This is a genomic window from uncultured Bacteroides sp., assembly GCF_958445495.1.
Taxonomy (GTDB): Bacteria; Bacteroidota; Bacteroidia; order Bacteroidales; family Bacteroidaceae; genus Bacteroides.
The window spans coordinates 1-20,828 of record NZ_CAUCSQ010000067.1 but is presented as its reverse complement, the minus strand read 5'-3'; the positions used below and the strand labels follow the sequence as shown (position 1 = coordinate 20,828).

Here is a 20,828-nt window from a genome sequence, read left to right as displayed (position 1 = left end):
TTCTGCTGTCTGATACAAGAGGATAAATTGAATTGATAGAACTCACCTTAAGTAATACAGACCCGTCCGGACCGGACTGGACTTGGACTTCAAGTACGGACGACTGCTGGTTTAATGGAGATTGGGGAGATAACTTCTACTATCAGGGACATATCAGCGGACTTCCTGCCGGCACTTACTATTATACTTTCCGCATCCGTAACGGCTCCGGTCCTTACAAATACGCAGGAACAGGCGGACTATGGAATGGAATCGACAACGTAAACGGGACATTCGAAGTAAAAGAAGCATCCGGAGGGGGTGATGACGGCGATGATGACGATGGTATAGATTACAGCAAACTGGTTATCAGTTGGGTAAATCTGCAATGGCGTCAGGACAACTCTCCCAAGAAAGGGGAAGCTTTCAATGCAGGCTCAAAGATTGAAATCAAAGGATTAACCGATCTGGAAGAAGCTGCCACTTCCGGCAATAAGCATCTGACATGCGAAATCGGCTACTCTGCCACAAGTTCCGATCCGTCAAGCGGCGAATGGATATGGACTACTTGCCCTTGGAGTGGTGACTGGGGAAATGAATGGTATTATCAAGGCTTTACCTCCGAAATACCCGAAGCGGGAACATACTATTATTCATTCCGTTACAGGATTGATGACGGTGCCTATACATACGTCGGAACAAACGGAATATGGGATGGCACCAATAATGTCTGTGGCACATTCGAGGTAGAGGAATAACACACCCGATTTGGTGGACATATAGATTCAGTACAATAGGCATATATACCCAGCATGGTGGACATATATACACAGTACAGTGAATCTATATGTCCACCAAACTATTCCTCTAAGAACCTGCCAAGCCATATTTTTCAAAGAAGAACCACCCTTGATAATTGTCTGCTCAAAATTTCTTTTTACCTTTGTTACCGGTACACATCTGCTAAGTATAATACAAATGAAATACTGCTGGATTTTTCTTTGGCTTTGTATATTGCCTTTCGCCTGTATCACTCCGGGTACAGCGCAGACTCCCGTGCAGATTACAAACTATAACTATAAAAACTACAAAGGCGGGATTCAGAACTGGGGAATTACGATCTCTTCCGAACAGATTCTTTACAGCAGCAATAACAATGGATTACTAAGGTATAACGGAAATGACTGGACGCTTCTCGAACCGGATGAGCGCAGTACCGTACGTGCAGTACGTTGTATCGGTAACAGAGTCTATACGGCTGGCGACAACAACATCGGTTATTGGGAATACGATACGAACGGAAAAATCATTTATACTTCTCTCTTGCCTCTGGTTAACAAACTGGGAATGAAAGGAGAGACTTTCTGGAGTATTGGTGAAACCGAGGGAAAAGTTTACTTTCATTCTTTTGGCAACATCATCTGTTATGACGGCAAAGTCATGGATTACCTGCTTAAGAATGACTGTTGTGTTTCTCTTTACCAAGTCAGAGAGAAACTATTTACCCAGAAGTGCGGGGGAGCCCTCATGCTGATTCATAAAGGTAAGCTCGAGACTTTTTGCGATCAGGCAGTCTTTGGGAACGGCGAAACCAAATTCATGTTTCAAATAGCCGATAACGAGTACCTGATAGGGCAATCTGACGGAAAGATATATTCATTAAAAAACAATGAAATAGGTCTGTTCATGCAATTGGAAAATGAAACTCACATTCCTGTGCGGATAGACTGCGGAAGTATCTGGAAAGATGAACTGCTTGCTGTCGGTACGATAGGTGACGGACTGTTCCTGATAGACCTGAAAACTAACCGACAGACACATTACCATTCTTCACAACTGCAAGATCTCAACATTCACGGCCTGTGTTTTGCCGATGAAAACTCCCTCTGGCTTTCACTCGACAACGGTATTTCATCCATTATCCTCGAACCGGCAACCTACCTCTGGAAAACCAATACCGACATAGGAACTTTCTTTGATGCAGCTCATTTTAATGGAAAAACGTATGTTGCCTCCAATCAGGGCATCTATCTTTATGAGGAAGACGGAAAGAAAATACCGACTTCCATATATCCTCTGCAATTTTGCAATCTGAAAAACGAACTATTGTGCGGCACTACGACACAACTGTTTAAAATGACTCCGCAACGTTCCAGTTTCGAACCGTTCTGCAACATAAACGGAGTACGGCAATTTGAATACGTAGCCGACCACGGGGACGAATACATCTTCCTACGTTCTTATTCCGGAATCGCACTACTCGAATACAAAGACAATACTTGGAAATACCGTTCTTTGCTCATGAATACTGGAGATTATGCGAGTATCATGCCGGAGAATCTCCATACTGTATGGGCTATTCATCCCGAAAAAGGTATTTATCGTTTGCGCATCAACCGTGAATTGACCGAAGTTACGGAATTTGATAACTTCTCCGAGATTGACGGATATGCCAATTACAACAGAATCAGCTTATTTAAAGTTGAAGATAAAATTCTGTTTGCCACCCCGAAAGGAATCTATCAGTTCGATATTTCAGGGAAGAATTTCAACAGGCTGGAAAACATAAGCAAAGAGATATTGTATCTGGACAAGCTCCAGTCTGTCAAAACTGCATACAAGAACGATATCTGGGTGGCAACAGATGAAGAGTTATTTCTGTATCATATAGCAGACTTATCTGCTGAACCGGTTATGCACTGGCCTTTTGTAGATAACGAACTGATGCTTTATGACAAGCACTACAATCTTAAATCTATCAATGATTCCATCACGTTTGTTTCCACTTGTGAAGGGACGGTCGTTATAAATAATAAGATGGTCAGCCGCTGCACGGCCAATCCGGCTCCTCTGGAGATGGAAATATTTTGCTTTACCGACAATAATAACATCGTTCATTATGCAGATTTCCACCAGCAAGAAATAGAACTTCCCAATACAGCCACCAATATCACCATTCAGGTAACTACAGGATTGAGTACACACACTACTTCCATCTCTTACCGGCTACCCGGAGTAACCAATGAATGGAGCTCGTGGCAGACTTCGGGAACCATTTATTTCACTAATCTGCCCTCCGGTTCTTATCAGCTTGAAATAAAAGACAGTAATCAGAATTCACTGATTATTCCGATAGTCGTCTCTCCACCTCTCTATAAACGGACATGGATGATTGCACTGTATGTTCTCACACTGCTGGTTATCACAGCCGGTATAGTAATGTTTATCAGTGAACGCAAACGGAAGAGACTTCTCCGGAAATACGAGGAAGAGCAGAAAAAACATGCAGAAGAATTGCAGCAACAGGCTTATGAGCAATTACAGGAAAAGGTAAGAAATCAGGAAAGCGAACTGAAAAACCGTATGCGTTTCCTTACGCAGAAGCAAGAACTATTGGATGCCATCTCTACGGAAGTGGAAACACAAAAGAATGAATTGGGAGAACGTTATCCCAACAAACTCTACCGCCGGCTTATGAAAATCATTCAGGAAGGAGCCACAGAGAAAGATAAGTTATTGTCCTTCGAGAATTATTTCGTAGAAGTACACTATGAATTTATGCTGCGTATGCAAAAGGCATATCCCGATTTGTCTCCCTCGGAATTAAAATTCTGTTGTCTGATACGGGCAAATTTGTCTACCAAAGAAATATCTGTTATTATGGGAATTGCTCTACGGTCTGTTGAACTGAAGAAATACCGGTTGAAACGGAAACTGAATCTGGAGCAGGAAAGCAGTCTGACTTCTTATATACTTACTATTTAGGTCGCCGGGTAAACTGTATGATTAAACACTCATACCCACATTTTAAAGAAATAGTCTTTTGATTATTAATCACTTAGAAGAAGATGATGTATGATTGTATCATCTTCTTTTCTGTTAAAACAAACAAGTGACGTATGTTTGATGTAATGATTCAGAGAAATAGTATTCATGGATTGTCTTACATTTGCTTCCGAACTCTAAAACGGAATCCATGAAAAACAACAGACTACCTTATCCATTCAATCCAACCGGTAGACGAAAAATGAACCGCTTGCTCCTATACTTGGGAGTATGGAGCTGCACGTTTCTGCCGTTAACAGCACAAAATACAGTATTCGATCCTTTATTGGATGCATCGTGTAAAATTCTTCCCGTAGAAGAAGCCACAAGCTGGAATAGCAGTTATATGTGGTATCCGGGACAATTAAGCGCACATCTTCAGCGAATACAAAAAGAAAAGTCGGCCGAACGTTGTGTAAACGTAGGCTATCCCGGCAATTTTACGAAAGACGCATACCGGACGTTTTTCCGGAAAGAACTGACGCTCTCTGAAGAAACGGAAATCTGTTGGAATGCAACAGGAAATGTAACTTTTTCCATCAATGGGAAAAACAAAATACAACCGGAAAAAGGGCAGACAGTAGGAACCGGAACATTTAAACTGATGCCTGGAAAACACTTGCTGCTTTTTGATGTGACAACAGATAAACAACTTCCCGCACTGATCGTAAAAGGAGAAAATGCAGAAAATATAGAAAAATGGCAAGTAAGCCTGGACGGCCAGCACTGGAAGCTGCCCGAAACAGATGCAAGATACAATAAACCGGGAAAATCTCCTGATGACGAACAGGAACTGACAGTATCTATCCCGGCAAAACAATTCATCATAGTACGAAATGCGACTCATAAAAATGGTATATTAGAAATAGGTAAAAATGGTTGTTTACTGGTAGATTTTCACCACTTGGAAGTAGGAAGTGTCATTTTACAGGCTTCCGGTAGTGGCAAAATCTCTTTCAGTGTAGGAGAATCGCCGGAAGAGGCTCTGAATGAGGATGTAGGAAGTTTTGAACAGAAAGCTGTTAAAACTTATGTTCTGACTGATAAGATACAGGAAATCAAATTGCCCGAACGTGCATTGAGGTATTTGAAAATTTCCTGCGATCATCCTTGTACAGTGGCTTCTATCCGCTGCGATGCCAAAGTGTGGCCGGTTGAATTCCGGATGCAATTTGAAAGTGACAACGAAGCTCTCAACAATCTTTGGAGAGCGGGTATAGCTACTTTACACACATCCATGCACAACTTTTATCTGGATGGAGTGAAACGCGATTATCTGCCGTGGTCAATGGATGCTATAATCAGCGCATTGGGTGGTGATTATGTATTTGGCGACCGGCAAGTAGCCCGCAATGGAATCTCCATTGCCCTGATGCCCTTCAATCCGAAAGTTTCCGATTGGGGAATCGTAGACTATCCTTTACACGCTCTTATCGGACTTAAACAGGATTATCTACATTATGGAGACCTTAGTACTTCACTGATGTTTAAAGACCGTATTCTCCAACAGCTAGCACTTTATGAATCCATTCAGGATGAGAACGGATTTTTAGCGGCTGCACCTCCCACCACAGGTTTTATCCCAGGGTGGTCCCGTAAAATGGGACCGGATGATTTCGGAATAGCCGCATACGGACAAATGATGTTATATCAGAATTTTAAAATTGCTGCCTACTTTGCCCGTCTCTGGAAAGAACATTCCCTTGCCCGCCACTATGAACGGAAAGCCGGACAACTGGGCAAAAACATTATAACTTACTTCTGGGATAATGAACGGAAGGCTTTCATCAACGGCTACCGGACAGATGGGAGCAAAGACGACCGTATCTCGCACCATGCACAATATTGGGGAGTGCTGACAGGACTTTACCCGGAAGAGAATTACCCGTATTTATTCGACAAAGTAATCCCGTCTATCCCATTCTATAAAGAAAACATCAGTTATGAGAAAGGATATGAGTGCCTGGCATACATAAAAGCCGGACGTATCAAAGAGATGTTTGCTCTATTGGATGATGTCTGGGGCGATTGGCTACGCCAGGGAAATACCCGGTTTCCTGAAAACTTCTCATTGAATAGTCCATTGGAAAAACAACTGACATTCTATGAACGCCCGTTCGGACTAAGCCTCTGCCACGGGGCAAACGGTGTACCTCCGATCATTGCCATACTGCACGGTATTTATGGCTTTTCACAATCCGATCAGCAAATTTCAGAATACACCTTACGACCGGATTTACTCGAATTGAATTGGGCAAAAGGACGTATATCAGTGAAAGAGGGATATATTAATCTTAACCTGACCAAACAAGGAAACTGTTCAATCGAGATACCCGATAATTGTATCGTACGACTTTATCCCGGCAAACAGTCTAAAGCAATTGTATGGAAAAAAGGAGGAACATATTCATTCACGATTCAATAATAATTGACGATTCTTATTCAAACTAATTTAATTCCTTGAAAATATGAACAGAAGAACACTTTGGAATGTAAGCCTGATATTACTAAGTTCATTCATGTTGGTGCAATGTACCCCCAAAGGAAATGACAAGTTCATTGACGACCTGATGAGCCAAATGACTTTACAAGAAAAAATAGGGCAGTTGAATCTATTGCCAACCGGTCCTATCACAACAGCAAGTGGCCAGAATACAGATATTTTGGATGATATCCGCCGTGGAGAGGTAGGTGGAATCTTCAACTTGAAAGGAGTACGGGATATCAGGATAGCGCAAGATATTGCCGTCAAAGAAACCCGCCTGGGCATACCGATCTTGTTTGCCATGGACGTAATCCATGGATATGAAACCATCTTCCCCATACCTTTGGCCTTATCTTGCTCTTGGGATATGGCAGCTATCGAGAAATCGGCACGCATAGCAGCATGTGAAGCAAGTGCTGACGGTATTGCATGGACATTCAGTCCAATGGTAGATATCTGTAAGGATGCCCGCTGGGGGCGTGTTGCAGAAGGTGCAGGCGAGGATCCGTTTTTAGGGACAGCCATAGCAAAAGCAATGATTAAAGGTTATCAGGGAGAAGGCTTGAAAAACAACAATGAAATCATGGCTTGTGTAAAGCACTTTGCCCTTTACGGCGCATCTGAATCCGGACGGGATTATAACATGGTAGACATGAGTCCGAACCGCATGTATAACGAATATTTTCTACCTTATCAGGCAGCTATTGAGGCAGGAGCAGGAAGTGTTATGAGTTCTTTCAACGATATTAACGGGATTCCGGCAACTGCAAACAAATGGTTACTGACCGATGTATTACGTAAACAATGGGGATTTAACGGGCTTGTTACAACTGACCATTCTGCAATAGTAGAATTGACCAACCATAGCATAGGTGACTTGGAATCTGTCTCTGCCCGTGCATTACAAGCCGGTACTGATATGGATATGGGGTCACGTGCCTTTGTAGCACAACTGGAAAAAGCACTGAAAGACGGAAAAATTACAGAAAACGATATTGATATTGCTTGCCGCAGAGTTCTGGAAGCCAAACAAAAGTTAGGATTATTTGAAGATCCTTACCGCTTTCTATCCGACGAACGGGCAGAAAGCGAGATTTACACAGAGAGTAACCGGGCGGAAGCACGCAAAATCGCAACTGAAACATTTGTACTTCTAAAGAACGAAAATCAACTATTACCATTGCAACGCAAAGGCAAAATCGCATTAATTGGCCCCTTAGGCAATACCAGAACTCAAATGCAGGGAACCTGGGCAGTAGCTGCTGTACCTAGTAAGTACAGCACAATCCTTGAAGCGATGCAACGTAATGTAGGTGAGCGTGCCACAATACGTTATGCCAAAGGGAGTAATTTCATGTATGACGAGAAATTTGAGGAACGCACTTGGGTAAACAAAGGGGAACTGCCACATCTGGACGATGAACAATTGCTTAAAGAGGCACTGGAAATCGCCAACTGGTCGGATATCATTATAGCTGCTTTAGGCGAACCGGCAGAGTTGAGCGGAGAAAGCAGTTGCCGTACTAATCTGGAAATGCCCGATGCACAACATGATTTATTGCAAGCATTGGTAAAAACAGGAAAGCCGGTGGTTTTACTGCACTTTTCCGGTCGCCCCACTGTGATGAACTGGGAACAAAAGAATGTTCCGGCTATTATGAATGTATGGTTTGCAGGAAGTGAAACGGGAGATGCGATCTGTGATGTTATTTTCGGCGATGTTTCACCTAGCGGCAAATTAACCACCACTTTTCCACAGACAGTAGGGCAGTTGCCGATGTATTATAATCACAGAAATACAAGTCGTCCACAGGACAAAGATAAATGGTTCGAGAAATTCCGGAGTAACTATATTGACGTAACGAATGATCCTCTTTATCCGTTTGGTTACGGATTGAGTTATACCACTTTTGATTATTCACCCATGAAATTGAGCGCAAACGAATTGAATATAAAAAATGACTCATTGATTGCTAGTATCACCATTAGCAATAAAGGTGAATATGATGCCGATGAAATCATTCAAATGTATATCCGTGATATAGCAGGCAGTATCACCCGCCCTGTCCAGGAGCTGAAAGGTTTCCAACGTATTCACTTAAAAAAAGGGGAAAGCCGTGAGATTACTTTTACTATCACACCGGAACTGCTTAAATTTTATAATAATGACTTGGACTTCGTATGTGAACCGGGTGAATTTGAGTTGATGATCGGTCCGAATAGCCGTGATGTGGAACGTTGTAAGTTTATTCTGACCGAATGATAGTATGAGGATAGTAAGCAACAAAATAAAATGTATATCATTCATTTGGTTACTGCTCTTTCCTACTACCGTATGGGGAGCAACTTCTTTAGTCAATCTGAAAGTACAAAATACAACAGAGCCGTTAACCATTGAAGACAAGCATCCATTATTCAGTTGGCAAATGCAATCGGACATTACAGGGCAAAAGCAAACTGCTTACCAAATAACGGTTGTCCGCGAAAGTGACGGACATACCGTATGGAACAGTTACAAGGTAGAATCCGGCCTTTCTCATAACATCAAATATATGGGTGTTGCCTTACAACCTGAAACAAGTTATCATTGGGATTTAAAAGTCTGGGATGCTACAGGAAAAATCTATCAGGCTTCTTCCCGTTTTGAAACCGGACTGATGAATTCTAAAATATCTGCTTGGAATAGTGCCCAATGGATCGGCTCAAAAAGTCTGAATCTGGATGCTGCTTCAAATAATTATTTTGAGTTATCCACCAACTTCCAGTTACTTAAAGGCTACAAGATTTCTTTCATACTGGGAGCTAATGATTTCCGTTTGACAGATGATTTTCAAAACCCGGATAATTTATCCGGCCAAAACTATATCCGTATAGAGATTGATTTATCCGGAGTAGGGGCGGAAAACGGAGCTATCTTGAATATCTATCGTATAGGGTACGCAAAAAACGATTCAGAAGATGTTCCATTTCTCACAATCTCGAAAAAGCACTTCCTACAAACAAATATTAACGAACTGTTCACAAAGAGAAATATCAAACAGCCCCATACAATTACCGTCCATGTAGAAAACAGCAATCTGTCTTTTTTCATTGATAAAAAGAATCTGTTTGCTTTAACAGATAATGAAATGAATTCGGCCATAAATTCTGCTACATCTTTCAACATCGGTCCCTGGGGAAATACACACGATTTTAACACACTACCTCATCTTTGTTCTATCGGTTTTGCAGCCATGCCTAAGTGTGAGGTGCTCTACACTGACTATCATATAAAGAACTGTGGACATAGTGAGAATAATGTAACATTCGATTATAGGAACTATTCTATATTTGAAGGTCTGCCTAATGTCATAATAGAAAACAAGAAAATTCTGGTACAAAATAAATCGGAAGTAATGACTATCGGATATAGTGATCCTAGTCATTCTTCACTCACCATGCTACGTACAGTAATTTCGACAAATACAAACAAAAATATAAGGAAAGCGAAAATATACGTAACTGCCATGGGTGCTTATGAGATGTTTATTAACGATAAACGAATAGGTAAAGATTGGTTTGCACCCGGTAATAGCCAATATCGTAAGATTCTGGGTTATCACGCTTACGACATAACAGATATGCTGAATAATGGTAACAATTGCATGGCTGCCTTACTGAATCCGGGTTGGTATACAGGATTCATGACTTACACCACGTCTAATTTCAATTTCTTCGGTGATAACGAAGCCTTGCTGACAAAACTAGTGGTTATGTATGAAGACGGTAGCAAAGAGATTTTCGTTACTAACCGAAACACATGGAAAGTTTATAAAGACGGACCCATACGTTTCGGTAGCTTCTTCCATGGAGAACGTTATGATGCAAACAAAGAAGCTTTAACCGAAAATTGGACAAAGCCTGAATACAATGATAGTCACTGGCAATCCCCAGATATCATCAGCCAACGTGATTGGATCGATTTCGATATTGTAGCACGGCACGATGAGCCTGTTCGGGTACGTGAAACATTAACCGCCAAACAGGTGATGCCCGTACACAGTGCTGATAAACATACATACATTTATGATATGGGCGTTAACATGGTCGGAGTGCCGTCCGTTACGATCCCTGCAGGATGGTTACAGAAAGGGGATAAGGTTATAATCCGCTATGCCGAACAACTATATCCGGACCTTTGTGGAGATAAACAACATTACGTAGATACTTATGGGAAAAAAGGCAGGAATATAGCAGGGCGTCCTCTCTATGAGACCATGCGTGCCGCACTGGTTTCAGATTTCTATATAGCCAAGGATGAAAATGCCGTAATTATTCAACCGACGACTACCTATCGCGGCTATCAATACGTACAAATAACAATTCCCGGTCATAAAGGTCCGTTACCTCTTTCTCACGTGAAAGGCCTTGTCCTCTCTTCCGATCATTTGCCTACAGGAAATTATGAAGCTACAACAACCGACGGAAAAACCGGAAAACTGGTTAATCAACTATTTAAGAATATACAACGAAGCCAACTTGGCAATTTTTTCACGATTCCTACCGACTGTCCACAAAGAAATGAACGTATGGGATGGACAGGTGATGCACAAGCCTACGTAAGAACAGCAACCTACAACTCCGACGTATTAAACTTTTTCCGTCAATGGATGGTCACTCTCCGAGCCGACCAAGGAGTGGGAAGCACAACGGAAGTACCGGGCGGGATAGGCGTAACAGTCCCTGCTTACTATAAATCGGATGACCTTACTTTCCCCGATGGAACCACGTGGGCGGCCGCTATATGTATGGTTCCCTGGCAATTATATGTGCAATACGGTAATATACAAATAATAGAAGATAATATAGAAGCAATGATGGCATGGCTGAACGGTATGGATTTCTATGATTTCAGCAAGAATTACCCTCATTTGTCGAGCAAAACCGGAGGATTGGCAGACTGGTTGGCAATGGATGACCGGACACCATCAGATATGCTCAATAACGCCATTTATATTTATATGATGGAAGTTACAGCATATATGGCAGAAGCAATCGGACACACCGACTACGCAAAAATATTACGGAAGCGTCATACACTTGCCAAAGCAGAATGGAACAAAGCATATGTAGACCCTGCTACCGGTAAAACCAAAACTGTAGACGGAAAAATAATTCATTCACAGTCTTCTTATGCCACTCCATTAAATTTCAATTGTTTCAACGATGAATACAAGGCTAAAGCCGAATCTTATTTGGCAGAACTTACCATACATCCCTCTCACAGTGGTGAAGGAGAGCTACCGTTCCTTCCATATACCATTACTACCGGATTCTCGGGAACACCTAATATACTACCAGCTTTGAGCCGTTCCGGACATCATAAAGAGGCCTATCGTATGTTTACCTGCACCAATCTTACTTCTTGGCTTTATCCGGTGACAAAAGGGGCAACTTCCATTTGGGAACGATGGAACGGTTATGAAGTCGCTTTCGGAAAGAAAAATGAAAACCACATGAATTCGTTCAATCATTTTGCTTTAGGGGCTGTGGGGCAATGGATGTTTGAATATCAACTAGGTATCACAAACGATCATCTAAACGGTAAGTGCGGATATAAACATTTTATCCTACAACCTTCAATTGGCAATAATTATCTGTCACTATCGGGGAACTATCATTCAAATTACGGAGAAATAAAAAGCATATGGACAGCTGACGGAAAAGGAACTATGACAAGTTATCAGACAACAGTTCCGGCTAATACAACAGCAACTCTTTATTTACCCATTCCTGAAAAGATTGAAGAATTCAATAATATCCCCGGAGTAAGGTTTATACAAAAAACATTTCATCTCTCTACTTCAGTAGCAGAATATGAACTGGAATCCGGTACATTCAGATTTATAATCAATAATCACCGGGTTGTTGTTCATTAAGTAAACAGATAGAGGATAAGCCTTTTTTAAAAAAGACACATCCTCTATCACGCCAAACTAAAAGTCTTGTCAAACCTCTAAAATATTTTAGAATTGATGCATCCGCAATTCCTTATCCACCAGCATCCCGTCTTTCAAAACCAATTCAAACTTCACATTGCGTTTCGCCTTCAATTTCAGGATAAAGAGCTCTTCCGAACCTTCCAACGATTCCTGCTTGCCTATATTGACAAAAGTCGGATAGAGGGACTTCACTCCACTCGTATGCAGACGGTCGTAAGTCAAATTCTCCATCTTTTTCATGTTCAACGGCTCTATGCCTACGAACTCATAGTCGTTTTGGTCGTAAGGCAATGCGAAGCTAAGCGCATTCACTGCTTTCAGCTCATTGCCCTTTACACGGATTTCTACGGTTTCGCCTTTTTGATACAGACGTTTCGGAGTACTGATGGACAATGAACCGGACACTTTCACCGTATCTTTCCTGCCGATACCGCCTTCAAGCTGTGTAGCCACGACGGAAATGTCATAAGCGTCTATCAGGTCATTCATATTGATGTCGCCCTTACTGATATAACCTTCATAGTCCGAATCGCCACGACGCAGTCCCGTATAATTCATATAAGAAGTCAAATCATTGCGGTCAATCTTACCGTCGTTGTTAATGTCGCCCTGCAGATAGCCGGCTGTTCCGGGCACTTTGAATACGTAAAGTTCACGACCGGAAGCATAGTTGCCTACGCCTGCCGTTATATGGAGCCTGATATAACGTGCGGTAGGACGATTGGCGAATTCGAAGATTTTCACTTCACCGTTCCGTTTCCAATCGAATGTTCCGGCTTCCGTCCAATGCTCTTTATCCATGCTGTAAGATACGGAACCTTTCAGTATCGTACCGTTGCCGGCATCCGTACGCGGCAGGTAATGGAACTTATCCAATTGGTTAACGGTCTTGAGGTCGATAGTCAAATCCAACGGAATGGCGTTGGCACGGTATTTCGTATGCCAGTTGTCACCCGATTCGGCAAAGTCGAACAAACGGTTGACACCGAATCCGGCCTGTGCGGGAGCAGTGGATTCTCCCTCAATATCATGGATGGCAAATTCCAGCGGGTTCGCTTTCGTCATTACCCGGATTTCAGCCCACTCGGAAACACCGTCTTTATTGACTGCACGTACCTTGAAAGAATAAGAAGTTTCGGCTTCCAGTCCTTCAAACAGCAGGTAAGTGTCGCGGATAGTCGTATAGAGCATCCCGTCAAACTCAATTTCATAGAAATCGGCATTAGCCACTTTATCCCAGGTCGGTTTCAAAGTATATGCTTCCCTGTTTTCTTCGGTCACTTGTGCGTTTTGCGGCGCTGCCAAAGTCCCGGTACTTATGCGGTAACGGTCGGCAGGCTCAAAGCGGAAGCCCTCTACATTCACTACGGTCTGACAGGCAGTGACATCGGTAGCGGCCAGTTTGACACGTACCTGCGGATTCTTTGTGATAGCTACTTTCTCAAAATCACTGCCTTCCGTGGCAAACTTATTCAGGTCGGGAGCCTTCTCGTACCAAAAAACATTTTCGCCTTTCCGGAAATCATCGGCCGTGCTTACTTCTTTCAGTTTCACCGTCTTCCCGTTTATCTTGGCGGACAGTTTTTTCGGCTTTTCGGTAACGTTGATACGCAGTTCCGTCTTTTTATCTTTTACAAAGCCGTCAAATTGTCCCATTGCCGGGTGGATGGTGATAGTCAAGCGACCTTTCCCGTTCACATCCGATTCTATCAGGGTAGACGTCAATTCGTTACGGCGATAGGCTTCCGTCACACCGTCATCATCATATTCCACAACCGAGCTGTGACGTTCCGGATAGAATTCGTAAATACGGAGAGCTTTATCCATCTCGTTCACGTTGTTGTGAGGATGTGTCATCGGAATGATAGAACCGCTTCTTACAAATACGGGTAACTTCCATACGGGAGCCTCAAAGTTGTTAAGTATGCGGTTACCTTCGTATTTCTCTCCGCTGAAATAGTCAATCCAGAAACCCTCAGGCAGATAGATGCCGTTACGGATATCGTTCCCTTTCTCGTCAGACCGGGTATTCTGGTAAATAGGAGCCACCAGAAAATCCGTTCCGTACATGAACTGATATTGCGTAGCCGTCCCGTAGGTATAAGCATTCGGATAATCCAGGAACATGGCGCGGATGAGCGGCATGCCGTCCACCGCTTCTCTGGCGAAACTATATGCATAAGGCATCAGTTCGGATTTCAGTTTCAAATACATCCGGTTGATGGATGTGGCCGGTTCGCCTAAAGCATGGGGGTACTTCTCGTTGGCTCCCCAGCCATCCATATTCAACTGCATGGGGGTAAATGTTTTCCACTGGAAATCGCGGATATTGACTGTTTCGTTTTTTCCGCCGAAGATTCCGTCCATATCCGAACAGATATTCGGCTGGCCCGAAAGCCCGGAACCGATGTAGGTGGGTATATGGAAACGGATGTATTCCCATACGCCTCCCGTCTGGTCGCCCGACCAGATTCCGGCATACCGTTGCGTTCCCGCCCAACCGTCCAAAGAGATGATGAAAGGACGGGCGTCGTTCCCATAATAGGGCATGATACGGCCTACATCCGACACGCCATTCAAGCCGAAAGAATATCCGGCGCCCACCCAGGCTACGTCTGTTTTCAGCACACGGACGCCCGCATCACGCACTTCTTTCACGATGTCACGCTGCAACAGGGCGCTCACACCTTCTTTGGGGTATAAGTCCGACTGTGTCCAGAGCCCGATTTCGACGCCATTCTTACGGGCATACTCACCCAGGCTTTTCAGATTGGCAATATTGCCGTCCAGCGTTTCGGTCTGTCCGTAACCGGCTCCGTAACCGTCATTGGGAAGTAACCAGCCGAGAGGCATGTCTTGTCTCTTGTAACGGTCGATAACGGCACGCGCCGAGAACTGGTAATTGTCCTTTTCACCGTTCAGAGACTCTTTAATGCCCCCATTGTCTTTCTGGCTTTCCTTGTAACGTTTCCCGTCTTCAAAGAGGATTCCTTTTTCATCTTCTTTCCAATAGTCGCGGTTATAGGCATTGAGATGGCCTTCGTAAAAGCCGAATTTAGGCAGCAACACGGGGTTTCCCGTCAGTTGGTAAAAGTCATTCAACAGAGCGACAGCCCCGTCGTTAACCATATAAAAAATATCAAGGTAAGAAGAATCGTGAGAAATTTTCACTACGTTTTTTTCTGTTGCGCCAAAATCATACTGTCCTTTTTTAAAGGTGTACCACATTATTCCATAACCTTTTGTCGACCAGTAGAACGGGGTAGGGGAAGCCACTCCGCCATCCGTCCAGCTATTCTGGTTCTCAATGGCTATCACCTTTCCTTTATGAGAGAAACGTCCGTTTTGCACGCCTCCCCCGTAGAAATATTCGTCCGGTTGTTCTTTCAAGGTTACAGTCACCTTTTTCGGGGTAAACTCGACCGGTGCAGCCTGTTCGACCACACATGCCCCCGTCTTGAGGTTAAAGACCTTCATCAGGCCGGTCTGTTTGTCCAGCTCAATCCGGATTTTTCCGGTAACCAAAGCGATACGCCCGTCTTTCTCATCTACCGCCAGGCCGGAAATCCCACGGCGCGGCTGGTCGGCAAGTATCTCCGCCGCCGGTTTCGCTTCGGGTTCGCGAACCACACCGCCGGAATTATCATGGAAGACACGGAATATATTTTCTCCGTAGAAATCGACGGTCATCCGCTGGTTGTTTGCAAACAACACATCGACTGCGGTCGGATTGAGCCTTTCTACACGAAGAATTCCAGACATTCCGGATGCTTGCACGGAAAGAAAAGAAATGGGATGTAATAACAATAATAGCAATGCGATAAGTCTGAAATACCGCGAAAAAAGAAAATAACCATTTTTCATGTTTTTATTTATTTTAGAATTAGACATAAGATTACTTGTCACAATACAATGATAAATACACGCAAAACTCCTACTACCCTAATTTCACACCTGTTTTTTTAATTATTCTTTGCTCTTATTACTTTTTTTCACTATTCGTTTAACGGAAAAGTAACTCATGGAATATTCCAGATTTCTGCTTTTTACGCAATTCTCAATAACTCTTGGACTATTTTTCATTATTTCAATTATTTTTTCTATTTTTGAAAACCATTTATAAATCTGATAAACTGATGAAATATAAACACTTTATAGCATGTGAGTATGGAATTTAAGGAAAAAGGCCTTACAGCAAAGGCTTTTCACGAGAAAAAGGCCGAACGTCTAAAGGTGTTGGAATCTTCGTATAAAAAGTATTATAATCTGTTGTACAATTACGGACTTAAATTAACTAACGACTCGACACAAGTCCAGGATTTTATCCAGGAAATATTCATTAAACTTTGTAAACGTGAGAATATCGACGACATTTCAGATTTAAAAGTTTACCTGCTCCGTGCTATGCGTAATATTATATATGACTATTACGCAGCTCAAAAAAATATTGTCAACATTGATGATATGGAATTTTCAATTCCCGAAGATGACGAGATATTTAAAATCTTTTTTTCTAAAAACGACGAAGAACTGCAAAAATACCAAACGCTATTACAGACTATCAATTCTTTGCCTAACCAACAGAAGCAGATTCTTTACTTATTCTATATAAAAGACTTATCTCATAAAGAAATTGCTGAAATACTCGATATCAATCCTCAATCATCCATGAATTCCCTTTCCAAGTCCATCCATAAATTACGTATGCGGTTTAAACAAATATCTCCCAAATAGAAAAGCCTGCATTCACATATACCTCATGCCAGATACGGTTAATGCAAGCTTTTCCAAATAACCGATAAACGGACAGCCGTATCAGCGAACCGGTACTTCTATACGCACTCCATCCGCTTGAACAGCATAAAGTTTCGCATCAGTCAAATCAATTTTTCCGGGAATATCATACCCATACATATTAAAGAAATAGAGTAATTCACCGTCTGCCGCCCCTCGACGTAACTCGAATGCCACAGCATTCTCACCGTTTTTCACCGAATACCTGCGACCGTTAACCGTACAGGACACTTCACTGCTAACCGGTTTTACATTACCTTTGAACTGCGTATAATAACCGACATCCGAAGGAGTATTATCCAAACCTATATCTCCGGCTTTACGGTCTTCAATGTATTGAAATGCATGTTTTGGTTTGGGATATGCAGACATTCCAGCTTTTGCCTCTTCAATCATTTCTTCCGTCACAAGATAATCGTAAGTCCCATATTGCTCGATTGTACCTTCTCCCGGTATGAAGAACCCCCACAATTCGAAAAAGTCACTCAAATCTTCACGGGCTGCCTGCGAAGCCTTCACCGCAAATTTCAATTGGGCAGCCCCCGGTTTATTCTCGTCAATGCGGTCTTCTCTCAATAACCGGAAAAGCGTCGGCCAAAATCTTTCATTATAACCACAACGATGATAATAGTTCCACAACTGCCAATACATGCGCATGTGAATTTCAGTATCCTCATTCATGTGATGCGGATTTCCCATATCAAACCAAGCCTGTCCTTCCACAAAACGCGCATCAGCCAAATGGTAGAGTTCACTCCCGCGGGAACAGTATTTTCCTAATTTATAAAGGACATAATTAGAAAACAAATTGTTAGAAGATTCGGTACATCCGGGCCAATTAATCGCTTTCTGATGAATATGCCCGATTTCGTGCGCAGGCCCCCAAGCATTATCTTTAGCAGCCATTACATTGCTCTTCAATAAGATGTTGTCAAGGTAAGTATAAACAAAAGCCACACGGTAATCCGACGCCCACATATAACCATACTCCGGCGAAATGGCAAAAATATGATTATTCATTTGCGAAGGCCACACATCTTCAATACCCATCAATTCCTGTTCCCAACCTACAATGTCATCCCACAAACCAATGGCGGAAAGTATCTCATCGGGAACAAAGCTCCGTAATTTATCAGTATGGAAATAAAACATTATTTTATTCCCGCGAATACAAAAATACTTATGACTTGCCGCAGCCAACAATTGTGCATACTTCCGATCTGTCTCATGGGTTTTCAAATCGAAAAATCCGGTCACTTTTCCACTGCCTAAAGGAATATGGATGTTTACGGGCTTAGCTCTGCCGTCATTAAGCATAGCTGTGTACATCACGAATAATTGTCCGTCTTCCTTCATCGTCAATTTATTGATACCCGGAGAAAGGAAATAAACAGACCCGCTCGAATTAACCATCCATCCTTTGTCTTCTCCGTCATCTGTATAAGTCTCTCCTATCACTTGCAAAGAGAGTTGCTGCCCGTATGTATCTCCCACCAAAACATAAATTTCTTCATCTTTCTCTACCGATATACCGGTAGGATTATCAAGATTACTGTATTTTTTAGTCATCAACTTATCCGCCCATTCGGCAACATCACTATACGGAGCATATTCCCGGATACGAAATTCTTTCTCGTACGCATCGTATGTGCCATTATACAAAGCTAAAGCCAGACGGGCAAAATATCCCGGTAACTCATTGATAACCTTTTCAGTGACACCTTCATTCAAAGCGGTGCATGAAAGGTCTGTGAAGACTGTCAGCAATTGTTCATTCACCGTATTTTCTTTGTTGTAACGGAAAAATTCCATCTCATCACAACTTACAAAATCGTTATAGCCCGAATACACCACAAATTTAATACCGCTTACACGCATTGTCTTGTCAAACAAAATTCGCGATGACATATCCTGTTCATGAAAATCGTAATCTCCATATTTCACCCAATCAGCATGTCCGGTATCAGCGGCCGTATAAACTTCCACCCTGCCAAAGTTACCGTTACCGGCACGAGTATGATAAATCACATAATCAATCTCCGTATCCGGTTCAAAATAATACTCAAGCGACACGGGAAAATCCGCAGGCTGCCCGAACAACGAATGATAACCGTCAGCTTCAGGAGTAAATTTTCCATCAAAAGAGCATTCAATGCCCCGGCCGCTTTGATGCTCCGAATCTTTACCTCCAATGACCTTTACCTGAATATCCTCAGGCACTTCAAAAGCAGAGAACTGCAATACCGTAATCATATAATCATGAACGGCAGATGTAACAGACACTACAGCAGTCCTATTATCGCGAGTATCATTGGCTTCCGCCTTCATTACTATCATCTGTCCTTTTTCCGGATTTGCCTCTTTATAAACTTTAAGCCAGCTTGCATTGCTTTTTACCTCCCAGTCCGATATGGAAAGCGTAGTCTTCACCTGAACAGACACAGTGGAGGCACTCCCGTCCAAATTCTGCAGCAAAGCTGTTTCTTCAATTTCAAATCTTGAATCCAATTGCTCTTCATCTTTACAAGACTGCTGCAGAAATAATCCAAATCCGATAAATCCGACTAATTTTATAATATTATATATTCTCATATTTTCCTCCTTCTTATTCAAGTTCGAATATTGTCAATACAGCGGCATGGTCGCCAGGCCATACATCATCTATCTCAGGCATTGTACGGACAATCTTTGAAGTAACGGTTTTTATTCCATTCCCTTTGCTATAAATAAAATCGACACGAGAAGTCTGTGACTGTCCGAAAATGACTGCATACGTTCCCTCGCCCCTTTCCAATTCATCCGGATTCACTTCTCTGAAAGTATCTTTGAATCCTTTATCAAGCATATAGCGTGATACGGGCAGTTCCTCAGCTACATATCCGAAATGAATAGGAGCTGCTTTATGAGTCCAGTCCAAATGACTGCACGAATTAAAGTCCCCGCCGATAATGACCGGCATGGAAACATCCGCATAAGGAATAAGGTCATTTTCCAGCAGACGTTTCATATCGGCCAAAGCCAATGTGCTATCTTCCACAGCCCACCTATGGGTATTCATACCATAATTGGCATAATAACAGGTATATTCCGGCCGGTACGCATAACGTAACCAACAAGCGTTCACATATACCTTTTTCCCGTGAGGAAGCGTGATAATGGCGGGATTTGAATAAAAAGGATTCTTCGTGCTTATCTTCTGTATAGGATAACGGCTAAACAGGCATAAATTATCATCCGGAGAAGGAGTCTGTAAATTAAATCCGACGGCTTTCGCTATCATTTCTTGCGAACCGTATCCTTCCTGCATAGTAACGACATCAGCACCGGACTTTTTTATCAAATCAATAATACGTTCACGCCCGTCTTTTCCTAAATGCCTGCCTCCGTGCCAAATATTCCACTGGAGCACCTTCAGATATTTTTTATTGTTCCGGCTATCAGGTGTAATCATTACCGGAAGACAGTCGCCTGACGATACCGGAACAATAGAGCGACGGCCAATCTTCACCGAACGGGCACTCACTCCCAAATAATTGCCTAATGTAGCCCTGTCATTGACGTCAACCGTGATTAACAAATAGTTAGTGCCATGTTTCAACTGTGTAGATTCACTCTCAGGAAGGCGTATTTTCATCTTTCCCGGTTGAGGGGCCAAACCGTCTTTTATCAACTCGACCCGTACACTTGACCGAGGTTTTGAACCGGTATTATAAATAACGTGAGTTCGATGAATTCAGAACAATGCAAGCTGTGTGTCAATCGTT

At 42.6% G+C, this 20,828-nt stretch carries 9 protein-coding genes; 6 read left to right on the top strand and 3 right to left on the bottom strand.

The genetic code is table 11. The features are described 5' to 3' along the window. Nucleotides 1-32: 32 nt before the first annotated feature. The 5 genes from Q5076_RS16150 to Q5076_RS16130 all read left to right on the top strand — a co-directional run bounded on the left by Q5076_RS16150 (nt 33) and on the right by Q5076_RS16130 (nt 12,207). Nucleotides 33-737: a hypothetical protein gene (locus tag Q5076_RS16150; protein WP_303014661.1), complete on the top strand. Its 705-nt coding sequence runs from the start codon at nt 33-35 to the stop codon at nt 735-737. A 220-nt stretch (nt 738-957) separates the two neighbouring features. Continuing rightward, complete coding sequence (locus tag Q5076_RS16145; protein ID WP_303014660.1) at nt 958-3,744, top strand: triple tyrosine motif-containing protein; 2,787 nt, start codon at nt 958-960, stop codon at nt 3,742-3,744. A 211-nt stretch (nt 3,745-3,955) separates the two neighbouring features. Further along, nucleotides 3,956-6,229, top strand: a complete 2,274-nt coding sequence (locus tag Q5076_RS16140; protein ID WP_303014658.1) for a glycoside hydrolase — start codon at nt 3,956-3,958, stop codon at nt 6,227-6,229. Nucleotides 6,230-6,323: 94 nt separating this feature from the next. Continuing rightward, nucleotides 6,324-8,552, top strand: a complete 2,229-nt coding sequence (bglX, locus tag Q5076_RS16135; RefSeq protein WP_303014662.1) for a beta-glucosidase BglX — start codon at nt 6,324-6,326, stop codon at nt 8,550-8,552. Between the two features lie 4 nt (nt 8,553-8,556). After that, nucleotides 8,557-12,207, top strand: a complete 3,651-nt coding sequence (locus Q5076_RS16130) for a family 78 glycoside hydrolase catalytic domain (RefSeq protein ID WP_303014657.1) — start codon at nt 8,557-8,559, stop codon at nt 12,205-12,207. 87 nt (nt 12,208-12,294) lie between these two features. Here Q5076_RS16130 and Q5076_RS16125 read toward each other — a convergent pair whose 3' ends face one another. Then, complete coding sequence (locus Q5076_RS16125; protein ID WP_303014656.1) at nt 12,295-16,134, bottom strand: TIM-barrel domain-containing protein; 3,840 nt, start codon at nt 16,132-16,134, stop codon at nt 12,295-12,297. 303 nt (nt 16,135-16,437) lie between these two features. On the opposite strand from Q5076_RS16125, the gene Q5076_RS16120 reads away from it, so the two are divergent. Next, the gene (locus Q5076_RS16120) at nt 16,438-17,004 is read left to right on the top strand and encodes an RNA polymerase sigma factor (RefSeq protein ID WP_303014655.1); all 567 of its coding nucleotides are present in this window, start codon (nt 16,438-16,440) and stop codon (nt 17,002-17,004) included. Nucleotides 17,005-17,085: 81 nt separating this feature from the next. Here the strand turns inward: Q5076_RS16120 and Q5076_RS16115 are convergent, their stop codons facing one another. Together Q5076_RS16115 and Q5076_RS16110 are read right to left on the bottom strand one after the other, a co-directional pair. Next, a complete protein-coding gene (locus Q5076_RS16115) occupies nt 17,086-19,656 on the bottom strand; it encodes a M60 family metallopeptidase (protein WP_303014654.1) in 2,571 nt (856 codons plus the stop codon). A gap of 13 nt (nt 19,657-19,669) precedes the next feature. After that, complete coding sequence (locus tag Q5076_RS16110) at nt 19,670-20,698, bottom strand: endonuclease/exonuclease/phosphatase family protein (RefSeq protein ID WP_303014653.1); 1,029 nt, start codon at nt 20,696-20,698, stop codon at nt 19,670-19,672. Nucleotides 20,699-20,828: the final 130 nt, after the last annotated feature.